At 60.1% G+C, this 24990-nt stretch carries 26 protein-coding genes; 13 read left to right on the top strand and 13 right to left on the bottom strand.

The annotated features are described in order from the left end of the window. Positions 1 to 26: 26 nt before the first annotated feature. A complete protein-coding gene (locus ACQ4WM_RS14980; RefSeq protein WP_065308515.1) occupies positions 27 to 1625 on the bottom strand; it encodes an ABC-F family ATPase in 1599 nt (532 codons plus the stop codon). A 159-nt stretch (positions 1626 to 1784) separates the two neighbouring features. On the opposite strand from ACQ4WM_RS14980, the gene ACQ4WM_RS14985 reads away from it, so the two are divergent. Beyond that, entirely contained in the window at positions 1785 to 2351 is a 567-nt protein-coding gene (locus tag ACQ4WM_RS14985; RefSeq protein WP_436547471.1) for a DUF2939 domain-containing protein, read from the top strand. A gap of 27 nt (positions 2352 to 2378) precedes the next feature. On the opposite strand, the gene ACQ4WM_RS14990 is transcribed toward ACQ4WM_RS14985, so the two are convergent. Next, positions 2379 to 3071, bottom strand: coding sequence for a DUF3334 family protein (locus ACQ4WM_RS14990; protein WP_436547472.1), 693 nt, complete (start codon positions 3069 to 3071; stop codon positions 2379 to 2381). 246 nt (positions 3072 to 3317) lie between these two features. Here ACQ4WM_RS14990 and ACQ4WM_RS14995 point away from each other — a divergent pair, with 246 nt between their 5' ends. Beyond that, positions 3318 to 4949 carry a DUF6138 family protein gene (locus ACQ4WM_RS14995; RefSeq protein WP_436547473.1) on the top strand — a complete coding sequence of 544 codons (1632 nt, stop codon included), beginning with the start codon at positions 3318 to 3320 and terminating at the stop codon, positions 4947 to 4949. Here ACQ4WM_RS14995 and ACQ4WM_RS15000 read toward each other — a convergent pair. Continuing rightward, a complete protein-coding gene (locus tag ACQ4WM_RS15000; RefSeq protein WP_436547474.1) occupies positions 4927 to 5301 on the bottom strand; it encodes a response regulator in 375 nt (124 codons plus the stop codon). The two genes, ACQ4WM_RS14995 and ACQ4WM_RS15000, sit on opposite strands and share 23 nt — an antisense overlap. Positions 5302 to 5550: 249 nt before the next feature. Continuing rightward, positions 5551 to 5805 (bottom strand): DUF1488 family protein, encoded by a 255-nt coding sequence (locus ACQ4WM_RS15005; RefSeq protein WP_436547475.1) that lies wholly within the window; start codon positions 5803 to 5805, stop codon positions 5551 to 5553. Between the two features lie 169 nt (positions 5806 to 5974). Between ACQ4WM_RS15005 and ACQ4WM_RS15010 the strand changes: the two genes are divergently transcribed. The 5 genes from ACQ4WM_RS15010 to ACQ4WM_RS15030 all read left to right on the top strand — a co-directional run bounded on the left by ACQ4WM_RS15010 (position 5975) and on the right by ACQ4WM_RS15030 (position 9053). Then, positions 5975 to 6334, top strand: a complete 360-nt coding sequence (locus ACQ4WM_RS15010; protein WP_436547476.1) for a hypothetical protein — start codon at positions 5975 to 5977, stop codon at positions 6332 to 6334. A gap of 36 nt (positions 6335 to 6370) precedes the next feature. Further along, positions 6371 to 7222, top strand: a complete 852-nt coding sequence (locus ACQ4WM_RS15015; RefSeq protein ID WP_436547477.1) for an alpha/beta hydrolase — start codon at positions 6371 to 6373, stop codon at positions 7220 to 7222. A 67-nt stretch (positions 7223 to 7289) separates the two neighbouring features. Next, positions 7290 to 8135 (top strand): undecaprenyl-diphosphate phosphatase, encoded by an 846-nt coding sequence (locus tag ACQ4WM_RS15020; protein WP_436547478.1) that lies wholly within the window; start codon positions 7290 to 7292, stop codon positions 8133 to 8135. A 58-nt stretch (positions 8136 to 8193) separates the two neighbouring features. Next, a complete protein-coding gene (gene mntP / locus ACQ4WM_RS15025) occupies positions 8194 to 8766 on the top strand; it encodes a manganese efflux pump MntP (protein ID WP_436547479.1) in 573 nt (190 codons plus the stop codon). A gap of 80 nt (positions 8767 to 8846) precedes the next feature. Next, positions 8847 to 9053 carry a hypothetical protein gene (locus tag ACQ4WM_RS15030; protein ID WP_436547480.1) on the top strand — a complete coding sequence of 69 codons (207 nt, stop codon included), beginning with the start codon at positions 8847 to 8849 and terminating at the stop codon, positions 9051 to 9053. A gap of 97 nt (positions 9054 to 9150) precedes the next feature. Here ACQ4WM_RS15030 and ACQ4WM_RS15035 read toward each other — a convergent pair whose 3' ends face one another. Beyond that, a complete protein-coding gene (locus ACQ4WM_RS15035) occupies positions 9151 to 9405 on the bottom strand; it encodes a hypothetical protein (RefSeq protein ID WP_436547481.1) in 255 nt (84 codons plus the stop codon). 105 nt (positions 9406 to 9510) lie between these two features. Here ACQ4WM_RS15035 and ACQ4WM_RS15040 point away from each other — a divergent pair, with 105 nt between their 5' ends. Further along, positions 9511 to 10230: an SOS response-associated peptidase family protein gene (locus ACQ4WM_RS15040; RefSeq protein ID WP_436547482.1), complete on the top strand. Its 720-nt coding sequence runs from the start codon at positions 9511 to 9513 to the stop codon at positions 10228 to 10230. Positions 10231 to 10239: 9 nt separating this feature from the next. Here ACQ4WM_RS15040 and ACQ4WM_RS15045 read toward each other — a convergent pair whose 3' ends face one another. The 8 genes from ACQ4WM_RS15045 to queE form a co-directional block, all read right to left on the bottom strand. After that, on the bottom strand, positions 10240 to 11412 hold the full coding sequence (locus ACQ4WM_RS15045; protein ID WP_436547483.1) for a DUF418 domain-containing protein: 1173 nt from the start codon (positions 11410 to 11412) through the stop codon (positions 10240 to 10242). Continuing rightward, entirely contained in the window at positions 11409 to 12332 is a 924-nt protein-coding gene (ldcA, locus tag ACQ4WM_RS15050; protein WP_436547484.1) for a muramoyltetrapeptide carboxypeptidase, read from the bottom strand. The genes ACQ4WM_RS15045 and ldcA overlap by 4 nt, the downstream gene beginning before the upstream one ends. 34 nt (positions 12333 to 12366) lie before the next feature. Then, on the bottom strand, positions 12367 to 13284 hold the full coding sequence (locus ACQ4WM_RS15055; protein WP_436547485.1) for an alpha/beta fold hydrolase: 918 nt from the start codon (positions 13282 to 13284) through the stop codon (positions 12367 to 12369). A gap of 80 nt (positions 13285 to 13364) precedes the next feature. Then, the gene (locus tag ACQ4WM_RS15060; RefSeq protein ID WP_436547486.1) at positions 13365 to 14531 is read right to left on the bottom strand and encodes a hemin-degrading factor; all 1167 of its coding nucleotides are present in this window, start codon (positions 14529 to 14531) and stop codon (positions 13365 to 13367) included. A 31-nt stretch (positions 14532 to 14562) separates the two neighbouring features. After that, on the bottom strand, positions 14563 to 16947 hold the full coding sequence (locus ACQ4WM_RS15065; RefSeq protein ID WP_436547487.1) for a TonB-dependent hemoglobin/transferrin/lactoferrin family receptor: 2385 nt from the start codon (positions 16945 to 16947) through the stop codon (positions 14563 to 14565). Between the two features lie 200 nt (positions 16948 to 17147). Continuing rightward, positions 17148 to 17654 (bottom strand): tRNA adenosine(34) deaminase TadA, encoded by a 507-nt coding sequence (gene tadA, locus ACQ4WM_RS15070; protein ID WP_436547488.1) that lies wholly within the window; start codon positions 17652 to 17654, stop codon positions 17148 to 17150. After that, positions 17647 to 18093, bottom strand: a complete 447-nt coding sequence (gene queD, locus ACQ4WM_RS15075; RefSeq protein ID WP_436547489.1) for a 6-carboxytetrahydropterin synthase QueD — start codon at positions 18091 to 18093, stop codon at positions 17647 to 17649. The genes tadA and queD overlap by 8 nt, the downstream gene beginning before the upstream one ends. 9 nt (positions 18094 to 18102) lie before the next feature. After that, on the bottom strand, positions 18103 to 18738 hold the full coding sequence (gene queE / locus ACQ4WM_RS15080; RefSeq protein WP_436547490.1) for a 7-carboxy-7-deazaguanine synthase: 636 nt from the start codon (positions 18736 to 18738) through the stop codon (positions 18103 to 18105). A 241-nt stretch (positions 18739 to 18979) separates the two neighbouring features. Between queE and ACQ4WM_RS15085 the strand changes: the two genes are divergently transcribed. From ACQ4WM_RS15085 to ACQ4WM_RS15105, 5 genes are all read left to right on the top strand, one after another. After that, positions 18980 to 19282, top strand: coding sequence for a type II toxin-antitoxin system Phd/YefM family antitoxin (locus tag ACQ4WM_RS15085; RefSeq protein WP_436547491.1), 303 nt, complete (start codon positions 18980 to 18982; stop codon positions 19280 to 19282). A gap of 1 nt (position 19283) precedes the next feature. Next, the gene (locus tag ACQ4WM_RS15090) at positions 19284 to 19616 is read left to right on the top strand and encodes a type II toxin-antitoxin system RelE/ParE family toxin (protein WP_436547492.1); all 333 of its coding nucleotides are present in this window, start codon (positions 19284 to 19286) and stop codon (positions 19614 to 19616) included. Positions 19617 to 19712: 96 nt separating this feature from the next. Then, positions 19713 to 22583 (top strand): M16 family metallopeptidase, encoded by a 2871-nt coding sequence (locus ACQ4WM_RS15095; RefSeq protein WP_436547687.1) that lies wholly within the window; start codon positions 19713 to 19715, stop codon positions 22581 to 22583. Positions 22584 to 22898: 315 nt separating this feature from the next. Further along, positions 22899 to 23882: a DUF1852 domain-containing protein gene (locus ACQ4WM_RS15100; protein WP_436547493.1), complete on the top strand. Its 984-nt coding sequence runs from the start codon at positions 22899 to 22901 to the stop codon at positions 23880 to 23882. 42 nt (positions 23883 to 23924) lie between these two features. Beyond that, positions 23925 to 24953 (top strand): methionine synthase, encoded by a 1029-nt coding sequence (locus tag ACQ4WM_RS15105; protein ID WP_436547494.1) that lies wholly within the window; start codon positions 23925 to 23927, stop codon positions 24951 to 24953. The last annotated feature ends 37 nt before the right edge of the window (positions 24954 to 24990 follow it).

Here is a 24990-nt window from a genome sequence, read left to right on the forward strand (position 1 = left end):
CGTGCGCCAGCCGGCATGCCATCGAATCAGTCGATGCCTTGGCTCTTCAGGTAATCTTCGTAATTCCCGCTGTAGTCGACAATCCCGTCTTCCTTGATCTCGATGATGCGGTTCGCCAGCGAGGACACGAATTCGCGGTCGTGCGACACAAAAATCAGCGTGCCGGCGTATTTTTCCAGCGCGATATTGAGCGACTCGATCGATTCCATGTCCATGTGGTTGGTCGGCTCGTCAAGCAGCAGCACATTGTGGCGGCCCAGCATCAGCTTGCCGTACATCATGCGGCCTTTTTCACCACCGGAGAGCACCTTGACGGCTTTTTTCACGTCGTCGCCACCGAACAGCAAGCGGCCCAGGATGGAGCGCACGGCCTGGTCGTCATCGCCTTCTTTGGTCCACTGGCCGATCCAGTCGGTCAGGTTGGTGTCCTTGGCAAAGTCTTCGGTCGGGTCTTGCGGCATGTAGCCGACGTTGGCGTTTTCGGCCCACTTCACGCGGCCCTGGTCTGGCTGCAAACCGGCCAGGTCGCCCGCGATACAGCGCAGCATGGTGGTCTTGCCGGCACCGTTGGCGCCGATAATAGCGATGCGCTCGCCCGCCTCGACCATGATGGAGAAATTCTTGAACAACTGGCGATCGAAGGCTTTCGAGATATTCTCGACTTCCACCGCCAGGCGGTGCAGCTTCTTCTCGCCGTCGAAACGCACGAACGGGTAGGCACGCGACGATGGCTTGATGTCGTCGACCTTGATCTTTTCGATCTGCTTGGCGCGCGAGGTAGCCTGGCGGGCTTTCGATTTGTTGGCGGCGAAGCGGCGCACGAATTCCTGCAGCTCGGCCACCTTGTCTTTTGCTTTCGCGTTATTGGCCAGCTGCTGGTTGCGCGCCTGGGTCGAGGCGAACATGTATTCGTCGTAGTTGCCCGGATAGATCTTCAGGGTGCCGTAATCCATGTCGGCCACGTGGGTACACACCTGGTTCAGGAAGTGGCGATCGTGGGAAATGATGATCATGGTGGAGTTGCGCTCGTTGAGCACGTCTTCCAGCCAGCGGATCGTGTTGATATCGAGGTTATTGGTCGGCTCGTCAAGCAGCAGGATGTCCGGGTTCGAGAACAGCGCCTGCGCCAGCAGCACGCGCAGCTTCCAGCCTGGCGACACATTGCTCATCGGACCCTGATGCAGGTCGATGGCGACGCCGGCGCCCAGCAGCAGTTCACCGGCGCGCGATTCGGCCGTATAGCCGTCGTATTCCGATACCTTGCCTTCCAGCTCGGCCGCCTTCATGTAATCTTCGTCGGTCGCTTCCAGGTTGGCGTAGATCGCGTCGCGTTCCTGCATCGCGGCCCACATTTCCGTATGGCCCATCATCACCACGTCGAGCACGCGCATGTCTTCGAACGCGAACTGGTCCTGGCGCAATTTACCGAGGCGCTCATTGGTATCGAGCATGACGTTGCCGCCCGACGGTTCGAGGTCGCCGCCGAGAATTTTCATGAAGGTCGACTTGCCGCAGCCGTTGGCGCCAATCAGGCCATAGCGGTTGCCGTCGCCGAACTTGACGGAGATATTTTCAAACAATGGCTTGGCGCCAAACTGCATCGTGATGTTAGCTGTACTGAGCATGTGGTATCGGGTCTTTATCCAGTGAAAACAGGTAGTGAATACTTTTCCACCATTATACAGCACCTGTCACACGGCATTCCCGGCCAAAAGACCATGACAGGCGTGCCGCGGCTCGCTACACTGGCGGGGTCCTGACACTGAAGCCACTTGAAAAATCCCGTGAAAAAAATCATTCTTGCCGCCGCGTTTTTCCTCATTGCCCTTGGCGCAGTCACATATGCCACGCCCTGGTACACCCTGCACCAGATGAAAACGGCGCTGGCCGAACGCGACGCCGCCGCGCTGGCCGAGCATGTCGATTTTCCCGCCCTGCGCGAGAACGTCAAGCAGCAGATCAACGGCGCCATGGCCGACGGCATCAAGGCCACTGCCGGAGCGGACAATCCGTTTGCCGCCATGGGCCAGGCTTTGGTCAGCAGCATGACCAACAAGATGGTCGACGCCATGGTCTCGCCTGCAGGCGTGGTGGCGCTGGTCAACAAGAGCGTGGTCAGCAGTGACGGGAGGGTGAGCGAGGCAAGCGAGGTGGGCGGCGCAGAAACGCAGCCTGCACCGAAGGCGGACAGCAAAGCCCGCTACACGGCCTCGTATGCCGGCTGGGACCGCTTCGTGATCCGTCCGGCAGCCAGGCAGGAAGATGGCGGCGGCCTGGTCTTGCGCCGCCATGGCCTGTGGAGCTGGAAACTGAGTGAGATAGAAATCTCGAAGGCGATGGCGGCCAGGTAATTGCCGGGCCGCCAGCACCGGGCAGGCTTACATGCCCAGCGACTTCAACAGGTCTTCGTTGTCGTCGTCCGCCGGGGCCGGCGCCGGCGCGGGTTCGGCTTCCCTGGCCTTGTTGGCGAATTCGGAATCCATCAGCGAATCGGTGTCGATTTCGCGCGAATCGAAATCGTGCAGCTTGATGAATTCGGTGCGATCGATCGCCAGTTCCAGGTAGAAAATATTGTTCTTTTCCGTGTAAAACGTCACGCGGCGCATTTCAGGACGGTCCAGCGGCGTATCGACGCTGAGCATGACCTGCTTGTTGAGCACCAGCATTTTTGGCTGGCTCTGCGTGATATTGGTTTGCAACTCGCGCCGCACCTTGCCCGTGAAGTCGCCGACGATCTGGTTCATCAGCTCGCCCATGATGTTCGACACTTCATCGGAGGTGTAAAACGAGGCCAGTTCCGACTTCGGCATGCCCATGTGCAGCATATAGCGCTCATAGATTTCCATCGCCGTGTCAGCCGCGAAATTGAGCACCACCAGGCCCGTGAAGCCGCCGTCGAACATGACGAAGCAGCCGATATCGGGCTTCAGGCCGGTCTTGGTAATGCGCTGCACCATGCCGGAATAATTGACCCTGCTTTGCGTTGCGACGTTCAGCACCCGCACTACCGAGTTGCACAAACTCATCAACAAATCTTCTGTACCGTACACAACATCCTTTTCTGCGCTCATGGGCAACCTCTCGTGCATTTATCCGTGCTTTATATAATCGTATTTCTATTTAGAAATATGTATCAGATGGGCAGAATACCGGTGTGCGCCATCTGCGTCCAGCCATACCTGCATTTACTTGATGATGTGTCGGGAAATCGTCGATTCCTGCGCGGCTATCGCGCCGAACAGAACAGGCTGTGACGGCAGTTTCAGGCATTATGTGCCTTCCAGGCAACAAGATGAAAGGCAGTGATGAGTCAGCACGTGGCATTGCAAGAAATATTGAAAACCGTGCAAGCATGGTTCGATGAACAGGCCCGTAGTGCGCCCGGCAAGACGGTGGGGCGCACCTCCTTGCAGATTGGCATTTTCCATGAGCTGCTGTTCGACTACCAGCCGGGCCGCAGCAGCCTGGACGTAGATCTTGGTTTCGGCCAGGAAACGCCGTCAATGCAAGCACCCTTGCTCCAGCCCGCGCAAGTGGAAGATGAACTCGTGCCGGCGCTGGCGCAGGCCTTCCGGCAAGCGCTGGTGAGTGCCGATCCGGCCCTGCTGGACTACCATTTCCGCTTGCGCGCCACCTTCCCCACCACCGAAGGCCAGCGCGAATGGCTGGTGCTGGACTTGCTCGACGAGGCCAAGCGGCAAGCATTGCTGGCGCGCATCAAGGCATATATCGACAGCAAGCTGAGTGCTGGCAGCTATGCCGGCAAGCCACTGGAATCGTTTTTCCTCAGCCGGCACCTGCTCGACCCGCAGCTGTTTCCCGAGCCTGATGCCGCCTCGACCATCGCCTTGTTCGAGCGCATGCAGCAATTGCCGCCGGGACGCCGGGCGAAACTGGCCGAGCATCGCGGCAATATCATCCGGGCCGGCACCAGCTGGGCCGAAGACTGCTTCCTGCCGCAGCATTTCGAGATACGGCGCAACGAATACCGTGGCAACGACTACACGATCAAACCAGGTGCGCAGGACAGCGATGACGATGGCCAGATCGCCCTGCTGCTGTATGTCGCCGTGCTGGTACTGCGACACGAGCCCAGCTATGCCAAACCGACTGGACTGCAATTTATCAAACTGGCCACGCAACTGGGCAGCGCACGCGCCGCCCGCATGCTGACCGAGGGCAGCGGCAGCTTTGCACAGGACGCCGTCAACCTCGCGACAGACCAGGTGAGCTGCAGCGCGAATGACGTGTTTGCCACGATCACCATCCGCATCAAGCAGGAAGGTGCCGAAGCCTACGCCCAGGCGCTTGATTTCGTGACGCATCTGCTGGAAAACGGTTTTCCGAAAAGCTATCAGGTCAAACTGAAGTCGACAGGCCGCAACTACCTGCCCGTCAAGGGGCTGGCGCGCTCCGATACGCACCGCTTTTTCGCCAATGCGCTGGCCTGGCCGCAGTTGCATCCGCGATTGGCGCGCTATGCACGTTCGGCCATCGTGCAATACGAATTTTATGCCGATACAGACGATGAAAAGAATTGCATGCCGGGCAGCTACGCCACCTTCGGCCTGGCGCTGGCCGATACGCAATGGTTTGCACTGCTGGAACAGTACATGGCGGCCGTCGATGAAGAGCATCAAAGCGTGCAGGACAGTTTCACGGCGGCATTTGCCGCGCAGCATGCCGTAACGGCAACCTCGATCGCCACTCTGGTCACCTGCCTGCGCCACTGCACCGACGATATCAAACTGAAGATTACGCCGGCATTCGACGACGATGGCTTGCTGGAACTGCTGTATCAGCAGTTGCAAGGCCTGGAGTCGTACGAGGTGGAACATGTGCTGCAGGCAATCTGGGGCAAGCCGGAAAAACTGGCCGCTCTGGCGCGCAAGGCGCAAGGCCGGCGCCAGCAATTGCTGAACAGTCTCAGCGCGCTGACACCACGCTGAGGATATCGTCCAGGCTGGCCGGCTTGACCAGGTGATGGTCGAAACCGATGACCTGGGTGCGCTCTCGCGTGCGCGCATCGCCCCAGGCGGTCAGCGCGATAATGCGCGTATGCCTGAAGCGCCGTGCACGGCGCAAGGTTGATGCCACGTCAAAACCGGTGATTTCGGGCATGCCCAGGTCGAGCAGCATGACATCGGGCCGGAAGGCGTCGGCAGCCTTGATCGCTTCGGCACCGCCATAGACGGGCAAGGCATCATGCCCGCACATGTGCAGGAATTCGGCGATCATATCGGCAGCGTCGCGATTATCGTCGACGACCATGACACGCAAGGGTAACAGTTGGCTTGCCATTTCAGCCTGCCGTAAATATGCGCTTCCCGGCGGGATCAGCGCTTGAATGCCAGCAGGTTCGGGGCGGCAAATGATGTTCCAGCCAGGAGTGGTAGCTGAAAAGATGGGCTTGCTTTTTGCAGTTATACATAGTTCACTCCTGCAAGTGCAGGCAATCAGGGTCATATGTATAGCTTAACAAGCTCCCATCTTTGCACTGTAGGAGCTGACGCTGTTGTCATGTAGCCCTATCGGCCGTGATGGGTCGCGCTAAAAGTCGAGTGCGCGCAATACCACGCTGCTGGCCAGCAGGTCGCGGCTCAGGTAGGCGAACGCCCGTTGCGCGATCCGCTGGCGATGCGCGTTAAAGACCGACAAGGCTTCGCCCTGCCCGCCACCCAGGCTGAGCAGCGCGGTGGAGGTCACGCGGCATTTCCTGGCAGCGCCAAACGCGGCCAGGTGAAAGGTGACGGCGCCATCAGCTTGATTCAGCGTGACACTGTTGCGGAGGATTTCGTAGGGCATGGAAACTCCTTTGCCGCCATGCGGCGGGCTGCGGAAGGGTGTGTAATGAAAGAGTCATTACCATGGCACCAGAGTACTGGCGTTATTAAAGCGCTACCGTCTGTTACCGTACATAGAAGGTCTGCATGCATGTTCGACCGGGATGCTACTTGCGGCTACAATGCGGCAGATGAATAGCACTAAAAGCAATATTGCCGGGATTTTCGATATTCCGCCAGACGAGCATGCTGCCCGGCGACTGACCCTGCTGCGCCTGCTCGAACCCGATCACGTGCCCGGCGCACTGGCGGCCAGCGTGCTGGCTCAGAACCTGCCCGGGCTGCACACGCGCCAATTGCTGGCCCAGTTGCGCCGGTTGCGCGCCGCGCAGTCAAACCTGTTGCACTACGCAGGCGCCACCGAAACCCTGGCGCAGCAAGCATTTGGCGCGGCGATAGACGCCCTCAAGGCGGAGCTGGCCAAGCGTCCGCATGTGCCCAACAAGCTCGAAGCGAGGGCATTGCGCCAGGCGGCAGCAAAGCAACGCTGAATTCTCCATTCGTTTATTCAATCTTTCGGGAACCACATGCACCGACTCCATCCTTCCGTCCTGTTGTTCAGCGCGTTGCTGTGCATGGCAGCGCCACCAGCGACTGCGATTGAAGCAGCGCCATCGGCCGCAACGCCACTGGTGATCGGCGAAAGCTTTGCCATCGCCTCGACGGTGCTGGGCGAAACGCGCCATATCAATGTGTACGCGGCGCGCGCCTGGAATACGCCACCGGACGCACCGTTGCCGGTGCTGTACATGCCGGACGGTGGCATTGCGGAGGATTTCCTGCACATCGCCGGCCTGCTGCAGGTGTCGGTGGCCAATGGCACCATGCGCCCGTTCAGGCTGGTCGGCATAGAAAACACCGAGCGCCGGCGCGACCTGACCGGCCCCACCGAAGACCCGAAAGACCGCGCCATCGCGCCAGTGGTCGGCGGTTCGGGCGCCTATCGCAGCTTTATCCGCGACGAACTGATGCCGCAAGTGCGCCAGCGCTACCGTGGCACCGGCGAGACGGCGATTGTCGGCGAATCGCTGGCCGGGCTGTTCGTGGTGGAAACCTTGCTGGTCGAGCCACAGCTGTTTGACCACTACCTGGCGTTCGATCCCAGCCTGTGGTGGAACCGCAGCGCCCTGCCCGGCCAGGCGGCCAACTTGCTGGCCAGGCCAGGCGGTGCCCGGCGCAGTCTGTACCTGGCCAGCAGCAGCGAGGCGGGCATTGCCAGCGAAGTGCAACGCCTGGCCAGGGTACTGCAGCAATTTGCACCTGCTGGCCTGGACTGGCATGTCGAAAACATGCCGCAGGAAACCCACGGCACAATTTACCACCCGGCGGCGCTAAAAGCCTTCCGCCAGGTATTTGCCCCGAAGATGGACAAACTGTAATCGTCCACGCAGCTCGTGGAAGCAGGCGCGCCAGTAAAATGCAGGCCCGTCCCCAGCGTACACTTCCATGACCTTATTGCAGCTATTGATCGTCTCCATCGTCCAGGGCTTTGCCGAACTGCTGCCCGTGTCGAGCTCCGCCCACGTTATCATGGCGGAAAAGCTGATGGGGCTCGACCCCACGTCGCCCGAATTGACGATGCTGCTGGTGATGCTGCATACCGGCACCATGTTCGCCGTCATCGTGTATTTCTGGTCTTCCTGGCGCAAGACGTATTTCAGCTCGGGCGCGGCCTTGCGCAGCAATGTGCTGCTGCTGGCGGCGGCGACCGTGATGACGGGCATCGTCGGCTACGGCTTGTTGAAATTGATTACCCATGTCGTCATGGCTGGCACACCGGGCTTCGAGATCGAACGCCTGTTCGGCAACGCCAGGCTGATGGCGGCCGCGCTGGCCGCTGCCGGCGTGCTGATCATGGTGTCGTCGCGACTACAGCCACGTCACGATGGCGCATTGACCCTGCCGCGCGCCATGCTGGTCGGTGCGGTGCAGGGCTTGTGCCTGCCCTTTCGCGGCTTTTCGCGCTCCGGGGCTACCATTTCCACGGCGATTGCCGTCGGCGTGCCGCAGCGGCGTGCGGAAGAATTCAGTTTTGCGCTGGCGGTGGTGCTGACGCCGGCCGTCATCGTCAAGGAAGGCTGGCGCTTCTACCAGGCCGTCCACGCCGGCGCGGCTGGCCATGGCGCGTCGTTGCTGCATTTGCTGGCACCGAGCTTGCTGGGCATGTGTTTGTCTTTCCTGGCCGGCCTGCTGGCGCTGCGCTGGCTGTCAAGCTGGCTGGAACAGGGACGCTGGCACTTGTTCGGCTTGTATTGCCTGGCCGCCTCGGCGGTCGTGCTGTGGGTAGGGTAAAATCGCGGCGGGCCGCTTTGGCCCATCCATCCCAGCCAGGTATTACTGAAAGCCACCGATGAATTTTGCCGCCACCGCCGCCCTGTCGCTCGCCATGTCGACCGACGCCTTTGCCGCCGCCGTCGGCAAGGGCGCGGCCCTGCACAAACCGCAATGGCGCGAGGCGCTGCGCACCGGCCTGATCTTCGGCGCAATCGAATCGATCACGCCACTGATAGGCTGGGCCCTGGGCCGCGTTGCAGCCCCGTATGTCGCCGCCTGGGATCACTGGCTGGCGTTCAGCTTGCTGGGCATCATCGGCATGCTGATGATACGCAACGCCTTGTCCGATGCCGATGAGGAAGAGGAACCGGCGCGCAGTCATTCCTTCTGGGTGCTGGCCGTCACCGGCTTTGCCACCAGCATCGACGCCATGGTAGTGGGCGCCGGCCTGGCTTTGCTGGGTGCCAATATCCTGGTCACGGCCGCCGCGATCGGCTTTTCCACTTTCGTCATGGTCACTATCGGCGTGATGCTGGGCCGTGTGCTGGGGACAGTCGCAGGAAGGCGTGCAGAACTGGTGGGCGGGCTGATACTGATCGTGATCGGCTGCCTGATTCTGTACGAGCATCTGGGCCATCCGGCAAGCTGAGATCAACGGTACGCAAACGCACAGAAGCGGCCTGGAAATCGTGCTAGCTTGATGACTTCAGGTGAGGCAAGGAGACTGTCATGGAAACGCTGGAATTGCTGTTTGCAACGCTGGTAAGGGAAACCGCCGAATCGATCCGGGACCATCATCTGCCATTTGCCATCAGGAACGATGAAGCCGCTTGTTTTGCCTGGATGGATGCCCACCCGGTTTCCGGCTATGTGCAGGAAGCCTACCGTGAGATCGAGGAAACGGCCTTGCAGATTCGCGCCATCCGGGCCGGCTGAGCGCCGGTGGATGGCGAGTTTGCCCGGGGCCCTGCTGGCCCCGGCCATCAATTTGCTGTGCGCCTGCTGTACGTCTTGCCGCGCCAGCTGAACAGGCTCAACGCATTGGTGCGCTATCGGCCAGCCGCCAGCCGATCGACAAGGCCACTTGCTGCGCCTCTTTCTCGTTGCTGCGATCATCATAATCGCAAGTGTCTTCATATGCACCGCAAGCATGGTTCTGACTGACGAACGAGCCTACCCAGCGGCCATCGCGGCGTTGGGAAGCGGTTGCACTGATAACGAAACCTTTGTGGATGGTGGGATTTTCCAACGACATCATAATTTCCTCCGCTAAAAAAATGTCAGCCACCTGACTTGACTCCATTGTGCCGCAGCGCAACATAGCGGTCTGTACGGTCGTTCACGTTCAACGCATGCAAATGCCTTGAACTATCGAATCAGGTATGATTTCACCATGTGTGGACGATTTGATCAGAACGATACGGCGCGAATGCAGGCCGCCAGCTTCGGCTGGACCGACGCGGTCTACGACAGCGAGGCCGAACCGCGCCTGAACGTGTCGCCCGGCACTTACCGCCCTGTGATGCATATTGAAAACGGCGTACGCCGGGTCGACGATGTGTTCTGGGGCTATCGCCCTGCCTGGGCCACGGCCTCAGAACCGGCGCCTGGCACGAAGAAAATCCCGATTGCCATCAATGCCCGCCTGGAAAAACTGGCCGGCAGCTACTGGAAGCCCTTGCTGCACAACGGGCGCGGCATCGTCTGCGTGCAGGGCTGGTATGAATGGACCGGTGAAAAGGGTTCGAAACAGCCCTGGCACATCCACCACCGTGACAACGAACCGCTATTCCTGCTGACATTGGCCCATTTCGGCCCATTCAAGCACCATCGCGAGGAATCCGGTTTCGTGCTGGTCACGGCCGACAGCCTGGGCGGCATGGTCGATATCCATGACCGGCGGCCGGTGGCCGTCAGCCGGGAAGACGCGTACCGCTGGCTGGCGCCCGAGCTGGCGCCGGACGAAGCGCTGCACCTGGCGCGTACCTGCATGCTGGACGCGCAGCTGTTCGCATGGCATGCAGTCGACAATCCGCTGGTGCCTAGCGCGCGCGCCAGGAAAACGCCGGCGCCGGTGACGGGACAAGCATCGTTCGACTGGCAAACAGACTGATCCTTAGCATTAGCGCGCCAGGTGCCGCCACAGCGCCTCGACCGGCCCCTGCTTGAATCGCGCCAGCCACCAGCGGCTGAGCCATACCTGCGTCGCCATGATGGCCAGCGCCAGGCACAGCATCTCGACTGGCCGCAGGCGCGCCCCCCATCCGAGGCCCCAGCCTTGCAATAAAAAGGTGGCCAGCAGCGATTGCGCCAGGTAGTTGCTCAGAGCCATGCGCCCTGCCGCCGCCAGCCAGTGTGCCAGTGTCGCCATCAGCGCGGGGCCGGCCAGCATCAGCGCTGCCACATAACCGGCCGCCAGCAGCGGACCGCCTGCATACAGCAGCAATTCGAACAGCATGCTGTTGTAATCTTTTTGATATGGATTAACTGTTTGCTGCAGCAGCGCCGTGGCGGACAGCAAGTTGAACGGCAAACCCAGCCCCAGCCCGACCATGCAGACGCGGCGCCACACGTGGCGATGGTGCTGCGGCTCGACCAGCCAGCCCAGGCGCACCGACAAGATGCCCAACGAGAACAGCACGATGATATGCGGCAGCATCACGATCACGAACAGCATCTGCATGCCATAGTCGCGCACGCGCAGCGCCGCCACCGCCAGCAAGCTGCCCTGCGTATAGATGGCGTAGCGGCCGGCAAACTCCTGCAACTGGCGCGTGGTGTCATCGGCAGTCATGCCTGGAATGACTGGATACAGCAAGGCCATGAACAGCAGGAAACCGCCCGCCAGCATCCAGGCCAGATTGCGTATGCGGTCCAAGCCGCTTGGTGCCAGCGACACGATCAGCATGCCGGCCAGCGCGTAGGAACTGAGCACGTCGCCGCTCCATATCAGCAAGCCATGCAAGATACCGATCAGCAGCAGCCAGCGCAAGCGCCGCCTGTAGGCCGTTTGCGCGGCCAGCCAGCTGCCCAGTTGCTGCCTGAGCGAGCGCGTATGCAGCGCAAAACCGGCGCCGAACAGGAAGGCAAAGATGGGATAAAACTTGAACTCGGCAAACGCCGCCACCAGGAAGATGGCGGCCTGGTCGATCCAGGGTGCGGGAGTGGCCAAGGTGCCGTACCGCAGGGACAGGGTGCCCCAGGCAAAACCCCATATATTGACCAGCAGGATGCCGAACAGCGCGATGCCACGCAGCACATCGAGTTGCGCCAGCCTGCCCGGCCTGGCGCTCATCGTGCAGCGCGCACCAGGGTCGGGTAGTCGTCGATCTGCAAGCTGAAGCCGGTCTGGTTCGAGCGCAAATATGCGTGACCGCCAAACGGCAAGGTGACGCGGCGGCGGATATGGCCGAACTCCAGGCCCGTCAGCACCGGCACGGGCAACCGTTCACGCACATAGGCCAGCATGGTATCGAAATCGTAGCCGTTCTCCGTCGGCCCCAGTTTATAGCCTGAAAAGTCGCCCAGCAGCACGGCTTGCTGGCGGCCAATCACGCCCGCATGCAGCAGTTGCAGCAACATGCGCTCGACCCGGTAGGGATGTTCGTTGACGTCTTCCAGGAACAGGATGCCGCCGTCGATCTCGGGAAAATATGGCGTGCCCAGCAGATGCACCAGCATCGCCAGGTTACCGCCCCACAGCGTGCCGCGCACGTCGACCTGGGGATTGCCATTCGCTACACCTGTCACCGTGTGGGTAGGGCCCGCCAGGCAGGACCACAGCTGGTCCAGGGTAAATTGTTCCGGCTCGTCGCGCAAGAAATCATCGCAGATCATGGGGCCGGCAAAACTGGCGCGGCCGGTTTTGGCCATCATGCCCATGTGGAAAGCCGTGAAGTCGCTGTAGCCGACAAACAGCTTGCCGCTGTCGGCCATGGCGTCGAAATCGATCTCGGGCAGGATGCGGCTGATGCCATAACTGCCGCGCAAGGCCAGCACCACTTGCACGTCGGGGTCCCGGGCGGCGGCATCGAGTTGCGCCAGGCGCCCCGCTTCGGTGCCGCCGAAACGCTGGAATTTATGCGCCGGGTCATAGTAATTATGGACGCTGGCGCCTTGTGCCTGCAGGCGGGCAATGGCGCGCGCCAGGGCCGCTTCGTCGGGCGCGTAGCCGCCGGGCGCCACAATGGCGATGCCAATTTCAGGAGTGCTCAATATAATGGTACCGGACAGTGGAGGAGTGTTTCGCTCAGGCTGGCTGCGAGCGCATCTGGGGCGACATCTTACCGTGCAGATGCACATCGATCAAGGCGAGGATGCGTTCGATCAATTGCGGCGGCAGGTCGTGGCCCATGCCTTCGATTACCTCGAGCCGCGCGCCCGGAATCAGGGCCGCCGTATCAATGCCGCAAGCGACCGGGATCAAGGGATCGGCCGCGCCATGGATTACCAGCGACGGGCAAGCTATGGTCGGCAGCAAGGCCACCCGATCACCGGAAGCGCCGATGGCCACCATCTGGCGTACCACGCCATCGGGACAGTTGGCGCGCGACAAAGCGACGGCAATCCGCTGGTGCAGCACTTTGTCGGCCACCGGATAAGCTGGGCTGCCCAAGGCGCGCACGGTGGCCGCCATATGCGCGACCAGCTCGGCCTGGCTGGCGTTCGCCTTCGGGCGTTTCATCAGGGCATTGCGCGCAACTTTGGTCGGACCGGGCAAGCCGCGCCGACTGCTGCTCGACATGATGGACACCAGGCTCAGCACCCGCTCGGGCGCACGCGCCGCCATCACTTGCGCGATCATGCCGCCCATCGATACACCAACCAGATGGGCCCGTGCGATACCCAGGGCCGACAACAGGCCCAGCGCATCGTTGGCCATGTCGTCCAGCGTATAGGAACTTTTCAGGGGCCAGCCTATCTTGCTTTTCAGATAGGCCAATGGCAGGCTGGGCTTGCCGGCGTGGGTCATCTTGCTTGACAGCCCGACGTCGCGGTTGTCGAAGCGGATCACGCGAAATCCCTGCTCGACAATACCGTCGACAAAGGAATCTGGCCAGGCGACCAGCTGCATGCCCAAGCCCATGATGAGCAGCACGCAGGGGTCTTGCGGATCGCCATGGCTTTCGTAAGCGATATCGAGGCCGTTGGCCTGTGTGGTTGCCATGCTTGCCTTTCGGGTCACCGGCCGCGAGCACCAGTGCTGCGACCGTGGGATCAGCATAGCATTTTATGGCTTGAGCAGCATTACCTGGCGCGCGGCAGGCTGGCGGCCAGGTCGTTCCACGCCTGCGGCTGCGGCTGGCCGCGCTCGCGCACGCCGAAAAAGGTCAGTACCTGTGTGCCTTCCTGGTCGAAAAACTCGACCGAGGTGACGCCGCCGCGCTTGACGACCCAGCCGCTGCGCAAGGCCGTATCGCGGATATGCAGGTTGAAGTCCGGGTCCAGCACATTGTAAAAGCCGCCGGCTGCCATGGTTTTTTCGATCTTGCCGCTATAAATTTGCGTCAGGCCCTCATTGCCCAGAAAGACCATGATTGCGAGCTTGTCTTTTGCAGCGTTGTCGAGCAAGGCGCGCAACGCTTCCGGCCTGAGCTGTTCGACCATGCCGGCGGGCGCCAGGCGCAGCGCCTGTTCGCGGGTGAGTTTGAATTCACGCAGGATTTGTGCAAACTGGTGCACGTCCGTCATTTCTTTCCAGGCCAGCTGGAATTGATTCAGGTCGACCTCGGCATCGGGCTTTTCCGCCGGCCTGGCCACGCTGGCCAGCACATTCAGCCGGCTTTCCTGCTGCGGCGCGCGGAACCTGGCCACCAGCTGGTCGAACACGGCCACGCCCGCATCGCTGCGCACATACAGTTTATGGACCGAGTCGCCCTGGGCATCGAAAAATTGCAGGCTGCGCGACAGCTTGCCGTCCGGACCTGGCTGGACCACGGCAAACGCGTATTTCCAGTTTTCAAAATGGAAGCGCAGGTCGATGGCGCCGCCCAGGTAGCCGCCGGCGATATTGCGCTGGCGTGCCTCCTGCTCGGCGTCCTGTTTCAGATCGCCCAGCTCCGACTTGTCGCCGGCCTGTTTGAGGCGGCTGGCGATGCCGGTGGTTTCTATCACGCCGTTTTCATTGCGCGTGATGGCCTGCACCCGGCCCAAGGCTAGCGCGGCGCGCATGATTTCGCGCGGCTGGTTGCCGTCGGCCTGCAGGCGCGTGACGCCGTTGCCGAGATTCGTCGCCAGCAACTGCGCTTCCGACACGCCCAGGGCGCGCGCCGCATCGCGGATCTGCAGCTTGGGCTGCTCGGTGCGCAAGGTGCCCCAGCGTTCGGCCAGGCTGGACGGGGCCGCCGGGGCGGCCATTACTTGCGTGATAGCCAGGCTGGCCAGCAGGGATAAGACGATTTTCGATAGTTTCATGAGATTGCCGTAATAAAAAGGTGGGAAAAGATCAGTAATTGACCGACAGGCTGGCAGCCACATTGCGCCCCGGCTGCGCATAGCGCTCGATTTCGCTGCGGTTGGCCGCCGTGGTGCCAGCGGCCAGGGTGCGCGAGGCGGCGTAGTCCCAGTACTTGCGGTCGCCCAGGTTGTACACGCCAACGATGATCTTCGCGTTCCTGTGCACGTTCCAGTACGTCGACAGGTCGAAGACGGTATACGCCGGCACCTTGTAGCGCGCCGTCGTCACGCCCGAGATCACGTCATTCGGCGCCTGCTTGCTGTCCGCATGCACGGCGGTGATGGCCAGGCCGAACAGCTGCCTGGCGTGGTCGTAGCCGAAGGTCAAGGCGGTCTTGGCCGGCGCCACCGACGCCAGGCCGTCGCGCAGGCCGGTCTGGCTGTTGGTGGCGCGGCCCTTGGCCACGCCGGTGGCCAGGTCAAGCCGGTAGCCTTGCAAGGCTGGCACAAATGCGCCCAGTCGTGCGCGCAGCGCCAGTTCGCCGCCCCAGGTACGGGCGTTGCCGATATTTTCAGGGCGGAACAGGCCTTGCACGATGGTTGGATAATTGACCGGGTCCGGCGCTTGCCCCACGTACTCGACCATGTCCTTGTAGTCGGTGCGGTAGACGGAAGCATGCAAGGCCAGGCCTTGCATGAGATCACCCTTGACGCCCAGTTCATAGGCCTTGCTGGTTTCCTTGCGCAGGTTCGGATTGCCCAGCACGGCGTAGCCGGTGCCGGTGCCCGTGTAGCTGAACGAATCATAGGTGCCGGTACGCTCGGCCGCCGTCGGCAGGCGCGTGCCGCGGGAAAATGTGGCGTAGGCATCGATCTGCGGCAGCACTTCCACCGACAGGGCCAGGCTAGGCGTGAGCGTGGTATCGCTTTCCTTGCGGATTTCCTTTGCCGCAGCGGGCACCGCGATCACATAGTTCTGCAGGTTTTTCGGATCCAGGGTACGGCGTTCCGCCCGCAAGCCAGGTGTGAGCACGGCTTTCCTGCCACCCAGGCTGAAGGTGTAATCGTCGCGCGCATACAGCGCCAGCTTGCTGCTGTCGATGTCGGCCATGCGGTTCTTGCGCGTGATCTGATGCACGCCGGTCGCTACCACAATCCGGTCTTCCAGCCACGGGCGGCGCGCCTGGTTCTGTTCGAGCTGCAGGCCGTAGACCAGCGCGTTGGCTTGATTGACCTGCTTGAACGCCTCGCTGCTCAGGCCGACGGTGTCATTCTTGAAGCTGGTATCGATGGCGCGCTGGTACAGCACCCGTTGCGAAATATAGCGCGCGTCGGTGTGGTCCTCGATCTTCGCATTCTGCACATAGACTTTCGACGTCAAACGGTCGAACAGGGCCAGGTCCTTGAGCAACACGTCGTGACCGAGGCTGACGCGGGTGCGGCGCGTGGTCGAATCCTGGAAAATGCCGTCCGGATAGCTGGCGGCGGTGATCTTGTTGTTGACGTCGCGCTGGTTCTTGCGCTCGAACATGTCGATCGTCAAGTCCAGCTTCTGTTCGCCCGGCAAGGCCCACACCAGCTTGGACAGCAAGGCGTTCGAGTGCCAGTCGTCCGGATTGACCGGTGTGCTGCCGGCGCTGTCGGTGGCATCGCCATCGCGGCGCACATACACTGCCAGGCCCTGCAGGGTCGCACCGATCCTGGCCGCGCCGGTCACCGTATGGGCATTGCTGTGGTTGGAACTGGTGCGGCCGAATTTGTAGCCGATATAGGTGTCCTGCCCTACCCCCAGATAGTCTTCGGGCGACTTGGTAATAAAGCTGACGCCGCCGCCCAGTCCAGGATTGGCGCCGCTGACAGCAGTGGTGCCCGAATCGATGCGCACTTCGCGGAAGGTTTCAGGATCAAAATAATCGCGGCCGGTGCCGAAGGCGTTCAGGGTCGAGCCATCGGGTTTCGGCGCCGCATCGGGCAGCGCAATACCGTCGACATCCAGGCTGACCCGGTTGCCTTCCAGCCCACGGATGTTGTAGCCCGTATTGCCGGCGCCATCCCATACATTGCCGCCACCCGAATTGGCCATCGGCGCACTGATCAAAGGCTGGTAGCGCACCACGCCTTTCATTTCCGTCACGGTCTGGTGTTCCAGGTCTTCGCTGCGTATCACGGTTTTGGTGCCGGCGCGGCGCTCGTATTCCTGGCGCGAACTGACGACGATTTCGGGAAAGGTCGGCAGCTTCGAGGGTTCCTGGGCGGCCGTGCCGGCATTCACGGCAAGCGGTACAGCGGCCTGGGGCTGGGCCTGCACCGGCAACAGCGGCGCGGCAAACATGCCCAGCAAGGCAGCACGCAGCACCAGGTTGGGCCGGCGGGCGGCAAGGAAAACAGGGGATGCAGCAGGCGCAGCGCTACGCTGCAGTGGCACGATAGTCATGATGGTCCGGTGTCAGAGTAAAGGCTGGCTCTGGCCCCGGGCGCATCATCGGTGCGCGGGTAGTTCGCTGGCGAAGGTCATTACTGTAACACGAATCATTCTCATTTGAGCATAACAATAGTGTTTATGGAGATGCTATTTTGCTACAGTTACAAAAAGATATTAATGACAGAGCGGCCATGGCGCCCCCCTGCACTGTTTCAACTACCGGAGTTGGCGGCCAGCTTGCGCGCTTCGGCCTGGGCGCGGCGGCGCTCGACAAAGAACGCCCGCAGGAAGTCGCCGCATTCGTCCGCCATCACGCCGCCAACGATGGCGGTCTGGTGATTCAGGGCCGGCTGTTCGAACAGGTTCAGCACCGAACCGCAGGCGCCGGTTTTCGGGTCGCTGGCGCCAAACACCACGCGCGACAACCTCGCATGCAGCATGGCGCCGGAACACATCACGCACGGTTCAAGCGTGACGTACAGTTCGCAGCCGGGCAGCCGGTAGTTGCCCAGCTTTTCGGACGCCGCGCGCAGCGCATTGACTTCCGCGTGCGCCGTCGGGTCGTGCCGTCCGATGGGTTGGTTGTAGCCGACCGCGATCACCTCGCCATCCTTGACGACGACGGCGCCAACCGGCACCTCGCCCAGGTCCCAGGCGTGCTGAGCCTGGTCCAGCGCCATCTGCATATAGTGCGCGTCAAGCTCCGGCGTGTCAGTCATCGGTCACTTCAGCCCAGCAATTCGGGGTTTCATGCAGCACCAGTTTATGCAGGTGCAGGCCGGTGCCGAAGTGGTCGGTAAAGGCCGCCTTCAGGATATCAAAAGCGATGCGGGCCAGGTTTTCCACGGTGGGAATGCGGTCGATGACGACGGTTTTATGGTCAGGCAGGCTGGCCAGGAAGTCGCGCACAGTGGTATCTTTTTCATATACCAGGAAGGCGTGATCCCAGACATCGACCAGGTGCTGCTTGGCCAGGGTCTTGACGTCGGAAAAGTCCATGATCATGCCATTGTCGGAATTGCCTTCCGCCTCGATAACCTTGCCGACCAGAGTGATTTCCACCGTGTAGCGGTGGCCGTGCAGGTTGCGGCATTGGCTTTTATGGTCGGGAATGCGGTGGCCCGCGTCGAATTCCAGCTTGCGTGTGATAGTCAGCATATTGTTTTATTAAGGTATTTGCAGGAGTTTATGGGTTTGCAGGCTCAGCTTCCATTTCGGATTGCTTTTGCACGTCGCTATGGCCAGCTTCATGTTTTGCGCGGCCAGCAGGCCGTCCATGGCCTGCACATAGAAATTGTCGAAGTCCAGCTGTTCGTAGGCGGCCAGGTCTTGCTGGAATTGCGGGATCACCACCTTGATCTCGTTGCCCTTGTGCACCACCAAGGTGGAACCCATCTTCGGGCTGACGCAGATCCAGTCCACGCCGTCGGGCACAGGCAAGGTGCCATTGGTTTCGATGGCGATGGTAAAACCGACCGCGTGCATGGCATCGATCAGTGCGGTATCGAGCTGCAACAGCGGCTCACCGCCCGTAAACACCACATATTTGCTGGCCGTGTAAGTGCTGGGCCACAGGCTGTCGATCATCGCGGCCAGTTCCTGCGGCGTCCTGAACTTGCCGCCCAGCTCGCCGTCGGTGCCGACGAAATCCGTGTCGCAGAACTGACACACGGCACTGGCGCGGTCACTTTCGCGGCCGGTCCACAGGTTGCAGCCCGAAAAGCGGCAGAACACGGCGGGACGGCCCGCATGCGCACCTTCGCCCTGCAGGGTGTAAAAAATCTCTTTGATGCTATAAGTCACTGTATTTCCTAAGAGCTGGCCGGCGCCCTCGCGCATGGGCGGGCAGAACCTGGCCTGGGCCGCAAAAGCCGATTGACAACCCTCTATTATAAGCTGGCGCCGCACTTCCCGTGCAAAAGCCGTAATTGCCATAGCCTGCGCATGGAAAGCACACTGCCCCGTATCAGTTGTCCGAAGTGGCAAGCCGCTGAAAGCCACACGACCAAATTTAGTGTATATTTGGTCGCATCACCACACCATCATGATGGGAGCCAATATGGACGCCGCCGAACGCATCAAGCCTATTTCCTATTTAAAAGCCAACACCGCCGAAATCGTCCGCAGTTTCGATGACGGCCAGCATGATCCCATTATCATCACGCAAAATGGCGAAGCCAAGATGGTGGTGCTGTCGATGCATGCCTACCAGGAAAACAAGCGCCATTTGCGGCAATTGCGCGAACAACACGCGTTCATGAAGTTGATCGCCATGGGTAACGCCGAGATCGCGCGCGGCGAGATGGTGACGGAAGAAGATTTCCTGGCGCAGCTCGACCAGGATTGACATGACGCGCATCATCATCCTGAAAAGCGCCGAGCTCGACTTCAAGGAACTGTGCAGTGACTTCAAGGCCCATCACGGTGCGCCAGCCTATGCGCAGTTCAAGGCCGCTTTCAAGACCTTGCTGGCGGACCTGAAGCAGTTTCCAGACAGTGGCGCGCCGATTGACGAAGCACTGCAGGTCGGCCTGCTGATGCGCCAGCGCCTGTGCGAGCAGGTGCGGGTCATCTACCACCATGACAAGACCGAGGGGACGGTTTACATCCGCATGCTCCTGCCCACCCAGCGCAACTTCCTGGAGCACCTGACTACCCGCATCCTGCGCCCGATCTTTTAGATCGCATCCACTCCCCTATGCATGACAGCACGATTATTCTATGCTGCTGTCTTGCACTTTCATTACACCAAGAAAGAAGGAGAGTCCGTGTCCAGAATGATCCCCGCCTTTGCCCTGGCCTTGTCGGCCATGGCATCTTCCGCGCTGGCCCAGCAAACGGCTGCCACGCCACCCGTCAAGCCAGTTGCCGCCAAAAGCGCCGCCGCAGGCAAGACCGACCTGTTGCCGTTCAAGGCGACCGAAAAGACGCTGGCCAATGGCCTGAAAATCATCGTCGTGCCGACCGGTTTTCCGAATATCGTCTCGCTGCAGATTCCCGTGCAGACCGGTTCGCGCAATGAAGTCGAGCCGGGCAAGTCCGGCTTTGCGCACTTTTTCGAGCATATGATGTTCCGCGGCACCAAGGCTTATCCGCCAGAGCAATACCAGGAGATCATCACCAGGGCAGGCGCGCGCCAGAACGCCTATACCAGCGACGACCTGACCAATTACCACACCACGTTCGCGAAAGACGACCTGGAAACCGTGCTGAAGGTGGAAGCGGACCGCTTCCAGCACCTCGATTATCCGGAAGACGCGTTCAAGACCGAATCGCGCGCCGTGCTGGGCGAGTACAACAAGAACAGCGCCAATCCGGTGTCGAAACTGTTCGAAGTGATGCGCGACAGCGCCTACACCGCGCATACCTACAAGCATACGACGATGGGCTTTATCAAGGACATCGAAGACATGCCCAACCAGTACGCCTATTCGAAGCTGTTCTTCGATCGCTGGTACAGGCCGGAACGCACCGCCATTATTATTGCCGGCGACGTCGAACCGCAAAAAGCCATCGCGCTGGTGGAAAAATACTGGAGCGGCTGGCAGCGCGGCAAGCAGCAGGCAGCCGTCCCGGTCGAACCGGCGCCGCGCGGCCCCATCTACAGCCATGTTGCCTGGCCGACGCCGACCCTGCCATGGGTGGCGGTGGGCTTCCATGCGCCGGCGTTTTCCGTGAAAGACAAGGACCAGGCCGCGCTGGCAACGCTGCTGTCGCTGTCGTTTGGCCGCACCTCGCCGCTGTACCAGCGCCTGGTGCAGAACGAGCAGAAAGTCGATCAGTTGTTCGACATGACGCCGGAGCGGGTCGATCCGACCCTTGCCGTGATCGGCGCGCGCGTGAAAAACATCGACGACGCCGTGTATGTACGCGACGCCATCCTGAAAACCGTGGCGCAATTGCGCGACACACCGGTCAGCGACAAAGATCTGGCGGACGCCAAGTCGGCCGAGAAATACGGCCTGATACGCTCGCTCGACAATACCGAGCAGATCGCCGGCACACTGGCTTCCTTCGTGCATTTCGACCGTTCCTACGCCACCCTCAACCAGTACTACCGCCTGATCGACTCGCTCACGCCAGCTGACCTTCAGGCGGCGGCGCGCAAGTACCTGACCGACGAGCGCCTGGTTGTCACCACGCTGTCGAACCAGGCCATGCCGGCCGCGATCGCCACCACGCCCGCCCTGTCCAGCCTGCTGCCGGCCGCACCAACGGCGAAATTCGATGTGCTGGTGCAAAAGTCGGCCTTGCCGCAAATCCGCTACAAGCTGCTGTTTACGGCCGGCTCGGCGCAGGATCCGCAGGGCAAGGAAGGCCTGGCCGCGCTGACGGCGGCGATGGTCGCGTCGGGCGGCTCGCAGGAACGCAAGATCGACGAGATCAACCAGGCGCTGTTCCCGCTGGCCGGCAGCTTCAGCCAGCAGACGGACAAGGAAATGACGACGTTTACCGGCTCTATCCACAAGGATAACTGGGCGCAGTTCAACCAGATCGCCCTGCCGCAGCTGTTGTCGCCCGGTTTCCGCGACGATGATTTCCGCCGCCTCAAGGATGCTCAAAAGAACGCGCTGCTGCTGGACCTGAAGGACAACAACGAGGAGGAATTCGCCAAGGAACGCCTGCAAACGAATGTGTATGCGGGCACGCCATATGGCCACCCGGTGCTGGGCACCCTGGCCGGCATCGAGGCGATTACCCTCGACGATGTGAAACAGTTCTGGAAGACTGCCTACGCGCAGGGCGCCGTGAAAGTGGGGATCTCCGGCGACGTCTCCGACAGCATGACGGCCTCGCTGACGCAGGCACTGGCGCAGCTGCCGGCCGGCCCCGGCTTGCCCGCCACCGCGAAACCGCTGGGGCACAAGGCGCAGGGCCTGCAAGTGGAAATCATCGAGAAAAACACCCGCGCCACCGCAATTTCCTTGGGCCTGCCGCTCGACGTGACACGCACGCACCCGGATTTCCCTGCCCTGTGGCTGGCGAAAACCTGGCTCGGCGAACACCGCGCGTCGAACTCTTATCTGTACCAGCGCATCCGTGAAATTCGCGGCATGAACTATGGCGACTACGCGTATATCGAAGCCTTTCCGCGCGGCATGGTCCAGTTCTTCCCCAGCCCCAACCTGGGCCGCAAGGCGCAGCTGTTTGAAATCTGGATACGCCCGGTCGCGCCGGAAAACGCCCACTTCGCCTTGCGCGTGGCGTTGACGGAACTGGGCAAGCTGGTCGACAAAGGCTTGAGCCAGGAACAGTTCGAGACCACCCGCGGCTACCTGATGAAAAACGTCTTCGTGATGACCTCGACGCAGGACCAGCAACTGGGCTATGCGCTTGACTCGCAATGGTATGGCACGCCGGAGTTCACCAGGCTGATGCGCGATGGCTTGTCAAAACTGACGGTGCTTGATGTCAACCGCGCCATCAGGCAGCACTTGTCAGCGCAGAACCTGTCGGTGGTGATGGTGGCCAAGGATGCGGCCGGCCTGAAACAGAAACTCGTCAGCGATGCGTTTTCGCCCATCAAGTATGACGGCAACAAGCCGCAAACCTTGCTCGATGAAGACAAGGTGATCGGCGCGATGAAGCTCAACATCAAGCCGGAAGCAATCGTGGTCACGCCTGCCGCGCAGGCGTTTGCCAGATAAGTTCGCAGCGCAACAGTCGTACCATATGGCGGCGGCCACCCGATGGCCGCCGCAGGGCTCTCGCCCGATCCAGCTGGCGAATCGACCAGATTCGCCGGCACATCCCCTCCCCGCCCTCCTTCGCAAGCCCCAGTTTGCCGCCCATTTCGGCAGGTATCAGCACCGATATCGAACATGAATATAACTAATACATGAATGAGATTAATTCGCTTTACGCATGCCAATAACCCGGCATAAAATACCTCATCATCATTATCATTATCACAGTTATTATGAAAATGCAGGTTATTGCATAAATCAGGACACCAGATCGCCATGAAAAAAGATTTTACCTTCAATATCAAGAGTATTTGTTTCGATGAAAACTATCATCCTGCAGATAATACGCGCATGACGACCAACTTTGCCAATCTTGCCAGAGGAAAAAGCCGCCAGGAGAATTTGCGCAATACCCTGAGCATGATAGCCAATCGCTTCAATAACCTGGCGCACTGGGATAACCCGAACGGCGATCGCTACGCTGTCGAGCTTGACATCATTTCGGTCGAGATGAATATCGGTGCCGAAGGCAGTAATCGTGCACTGCCATTGATCGAGATATTGAAACCGAATATTATCGACAAAAAAACCGGACGGCGTATTGATGGAATTGTCGGCAATAACTTTTCATCTTACGTGCGTGACTACGACTTCAGCGTGCTGCTGCCAGAGCACAACAATAACAAACCGACCTTCAGCACGCCGGAAAACTTCGGCGAATTCCATGGCAAACTGTTCAGGCACTTTGTAACCTCAGCCGCTTACAAGGAGCACTTCAAGAAGCCGCCGGTTATCTGCATCAGCGCGTCGAGCAGCAAGACCTATCATCGCACCGAGAATCAGCATCCCATCCTGGGGGTTGAGTATCAGCAAAATGAATTTTCCCCAACCGATCAATATTTCGAAAAAATGGGCATGCAAGTGCGTTACTTCATGCCGCCGAACTGCTCTGCACCATTGGCTTTTTATTTTATCGGCGACCTGCTTGGAGACTACACCAATCTCGAGTTGATCGGCACCATCAGCACGATGGAAACATTTCAAAGGATTTACCGGCCCGAGATTTACAATGCCAATTCTGCGGCAGGCAAGCTTTATCAACCGAGCCTGCAGAACAAGGATTATTCATTGACTCAAATTGTGTATGACCGTGAAGAGCGCAGCCAGCTGGCTGTCAAGCAGGGAAAATACACGGAAGAGCACTTCATCAAGCCGTACAAAAATATCCTTGAACAATGGGCCGAGAATTATGCGCTCTGATATTGCTCGCTCTGATCAAACGAAATATAAAAAGACACCATCATGAAAAAATTATTGCCTACTTCAACTGCCGGCAGCCTGCCGAAACCTTCCTGGCTGGCGCAACCTGAAAAACTGTGGTCGCCGTGGAAACTGGATGGTGAAGAACTGATTGAAGGCAAACAAGATGCTTTGCTTTTATCACTGCTGGAACAAAAGCAGGCGGGGATTGATATTGTCAGCGATGGCGAACAGACTCGCCAGCATTTTGTCACCACGTTTATCGAGCATCTGAACGGCGTTGATTTTGAAAAACGCGAGACCGTCAGGATACGTGATCGCTACGATGCAAGCGTGCCCACGGTAGTCGGTGCCGTGAGTCGCCAGAAGCCCGTGTTTGTTGAAGACGCCAGGTTTTTGCGCCGGCAAACCAGCCAGCCCATCAAATGGGCCCTGCCCGGTCCGATGACGATGATCGATACGCTCTATGACAGCCACTACAAAAGCCGCGAAAAACTGGCCTGGGAATTCGCCAAAATCCTCAATCAGGAAGCCAGGGAACTGGAAGCTGCCGGCGTCGACATCATCCAGTTTGATGAACCCGCCTTCAATGTTTTCTTCGACGAGGTGAATGACTGGGGAATAGCCACCCTGGAACGGGCGATTGAAGGGCTCAAATGCGAAACCGCCATCCATATTTGCTATGGTTACGGTATCAAGGCCAATACTGACTGGAAAAAAACGCTGGGCTCCGAGTGGCGTCAATATGAAGAATCGTTTCCCAAGCTGCAGAAATCCGGCATCGACATCATCTCGCTGGAATGCCACAACTCGCTGGTTCCCATCGACCTGATCGAGCTTATCCGTGGCAAAAAAGTGATGGTAGGGGCGATAGACGTGGCAAGCCATGCCATTGAAACGCCGGAAGAAGTCGCCAGCACCCTGCGCAAAGCGCTGCAGTTTGTCGACGCCGACAAGCTCTATCCTTGCACTAACTGTGGCATGGCGCCCTTGCCTCGTGCAGTGGCAAGAGGCAAGCTGAAGGCACTCAGTGCGGGCGCTGACATCATTCGGGCAGAACTCTCAAGCTAGCGTCCGCAGGCACTGCTGACCCGGCAGTTGCTCAACC

Origin of the sequence: Janthinobacterium longum (assembly GCF_051380735.1) — a bacterium.
Taxonomy (GTDB): domain Bacteria; phylum Pseudomonadota; class Gammaproteobacteria; order Burkholderiales; family Burkholderiaceae_D; genus Janthinobacterium.